The following is a 2,597-nucleotide window of genomic DNA, read 5'->3' as shown; positions in this document are numbered from 1 at the left end:
TTTTGGGATTGTGGAATAGTGTTAAAAAAATATTTCCAAAAAATTTTTCAAAAAGTATTGTGGGGATAAAAAAAGGGTTTTATATTTGCACCCGCTTTGGGAGGAAAGTCCCAGGGTAAAGAAAAAAGAAGTTCATAGACATATTGAATTGACAGCGTAAGATCGAAGCTGGAAACGGCTGAAGATCGACAAAGAGAATAGACCATTTTGAGTACTAGAGATTCTGATTAGTTGTTAAACGAGCAAACAGTTATTGGTTACGACCAAGAACTAAAGGCTCACATAATTTAACGATGAAGAGTTTGATCCTGGCTCAGGATGAACGCTAGCGGCAGGCCTAACACATGCAAGTCGAGGGGTAACATAGGGTGCTTGCACCCTGATGACGACCGGCGCACGGGTGCGTAACGCGTATACAATCTGCCCTTTACTGGGGGATAGCCTTTAGAAATGAAGATTAACACCCCATAACATATAGAGTTCGCATGGACATTATATTAAAGGTTACGGTAAAGGATGAGTATGCGTCCTATTAGCTAGATGGTGCGGTAACGGCGCACCATGGCGACGATAGGTAGGGGCCCTGAGAGGGGGATCCCCCACACTGGTACTGAGACACGGACCAGACTCCTACGGGAGGCAGCAGTGAGGAATATTGGACAATGGGGGCAACCCTGATCCAGCCATGCCGCGTGCAGGAAGACTGCCCTATGGGTTGTAAACTGCTTTTATACGGGAAGAAACCGTGCTACGTGTAGCACCTTGACGGTACCGTAAGAATAAGGATCGGCTAACTCCGTGCCAGCAGCCGCGGTAATACGGAGGATCCAAGCGTTATCCGGAATCATTGGGTTTAAAGGGTCCGTAGGTGGGCCGGTCAGTCAGAGGTGAAATCCTGCAGCTTAACTGTAGAACTGCCTTTGATACTGCCGGTCTTGAATCATTGTGAAGTGGTTAGAATATGTAGTGTAGCGGTGAAATGCATAGATATTACATAGAATACCAATTGCGAAGGCAGATCACTAACAATGTATTGACACTGATGGACGAAAGCGTAGGTAGCGAACGGGATTAGATACCCCGGTAGTCTACGCCGTAAACGATGGATACTAGCTGTTCGGCCTCGGCTGAGTGGCTAAGCGAAAGTGATAAGTATCCCACCTGGGGAGTACGTTCGCAAGAATGAAACTCAAAGGAATTGACGGGGGCCCGCACAAGCGGTGGAGCATGTGGTTTAATTCGATGATACGCGAGGAACCTTACCAGGGCTTAAATGTAGAGTGACAGGCTGAGAGATCGGCTTTTCTTCGGACACTTTACAAGGTGCTGCATGGTTGTCGTCAGCTCGTGCCGTGAGGTGTCAGGTTAAGTCCTATAACGAGCGCAACCCCTGTTGTTAGTTGCCAGCATGTAAAGATGGGAACTCTAGCAAGACTGCCGGTGCAAACCGTGAGGAAGGTGGGGATGACGTCAAATCATCACGGCCCTTACGTCCTGGGCTACACACGTGCTACAATGGTAGGGACAGAGAGCAGCCACTTCGCGAGAAGGAGCGAATCTATAAACCCTATCACAGTTCGGATCGGAGTCTGCAACTCGACTCCGTGAAGCTGGAATCGCTAGTAATCGGATATCAGCCATGATCCGGTGAATACGTTCCCGGGCCTTGTACACACCGCCCGTCAAGCCATGGAAGCTGGGAGTGCCTGAAGTCCGTCACCGCAAGGAGCGGCCTAGGGTAAAATCGGTAACTAGGGCTAAGTCGTAACAAGGTAGCCGTACCGGAAGGTGCGGCTGGAACACCTCCTTTCTAGAGAAAGACGACTAAAAGGTATCATAACTATTACGATGAATAGTTTATTCTCATTGCTGTCAATTTAAATTTATATAGTAAAAAGTCATTAGTAAATAGATGTTGGTCCTGTACTAACTACTAGAGACTAACGGCTAACGACTAAAAAACAGTCTCATAGCTCAGCTGGTTAGAGCGCTACACTGATAATGTAGAGGTCGGCAGTTCGAGTCTGCCTGAGACTACAGGGCGGCAGAGCCGCGAGTTAAAAGTTATAAGCAACAATTTAAAAGTTGCTGGATAGCTTTTGAGAAAGTTCATTAAAATAAGAATAGAGATTTTAAGAAGTTGAGTGAGTTCAACAATCGTTAATCGTACTTCAACACTCTGAAATCGATAACGGGGGATTAGCTCAGCTGGCTAGAGCGCTTGCCTTGCACGCAAGAGGTCATCGGTTCGACTCCGATATTCTCCACGACTCAGTTAACCAGTAACGGTCAACAGTTAGCAGTTTTACTGCCAACTGAATACTGCGGCTGCCAACTGAAGAAAGTTCATTGACATATTGAAAAAAGATACATGAAAATTAGATAGAAATATTTAATAAAATTAATTATTGTAACGAGCAATAATAGCTAAAGGCCAATAGCAAAAAGCTAAAGGCTGATAGTAAACTCATTAAAGAAGACAAAAAGTACAATAAGCTACAAAAGAGCGTATGGGGAATGCCTAGGCTCTCAGAGGCGATGAAGGACGTGATAAGCTGCGAAAAGCTGCGGGGAGAGGCACATACTCTTTGATCCGC

2 tRNA genes and 2 rRNA genes (1 of these 4 cut by a window edge) are annotated in these 2,597 nt (G+C 46.0%); all 4 read left to right on the top strand.

Annotated elements, in window-relative coordinates:
• The first annotated feature begins 290 nt into the window (after window positions 1–290).
• A 16S ribosomal RNA gene (locus EYD45_RS16510) occupies window positions 291–1,810 on the top strand.
• A 153-nt stretch (window positions 1,811–1,963) separates the two neighbouring features.
• A tRNA-Ile gene (locus EYD45_RS16505) sits at window positions 1,964–2,037 on the top strand.
• A gap of 156 nt (window positions 2,038–2,193) precedes the next feature.
• Window positions 2,194–2,267, top strand: a tRNA-Ala gene (locus EYD45_RS16500).
• A gap of 222 nt (window positions 2,268–2,489) precedes the next feature.
• Window positions 2,490–2,597: ribosomal RNA gene (locus tag EYD45_RS16495) — 23S ribosomal RNA — on the top strand; its annotated part runs 2,500 nt beyond the window's last position; the annotation flags it as partial.

The sequence above is a fragment of the Hyunsoonleella flava genome, from assembly GCF_004310325.1.
GTDB classification, from domain to species: Bacteria; Bacteroidota; Bacteroidia; order Flavobacteriales; family Flavobacteriaceae; genus Jejuia; species Jejuia flava.
This window is presented reverse-complemented; position numbering and strand designations above follow the sequence as displayed.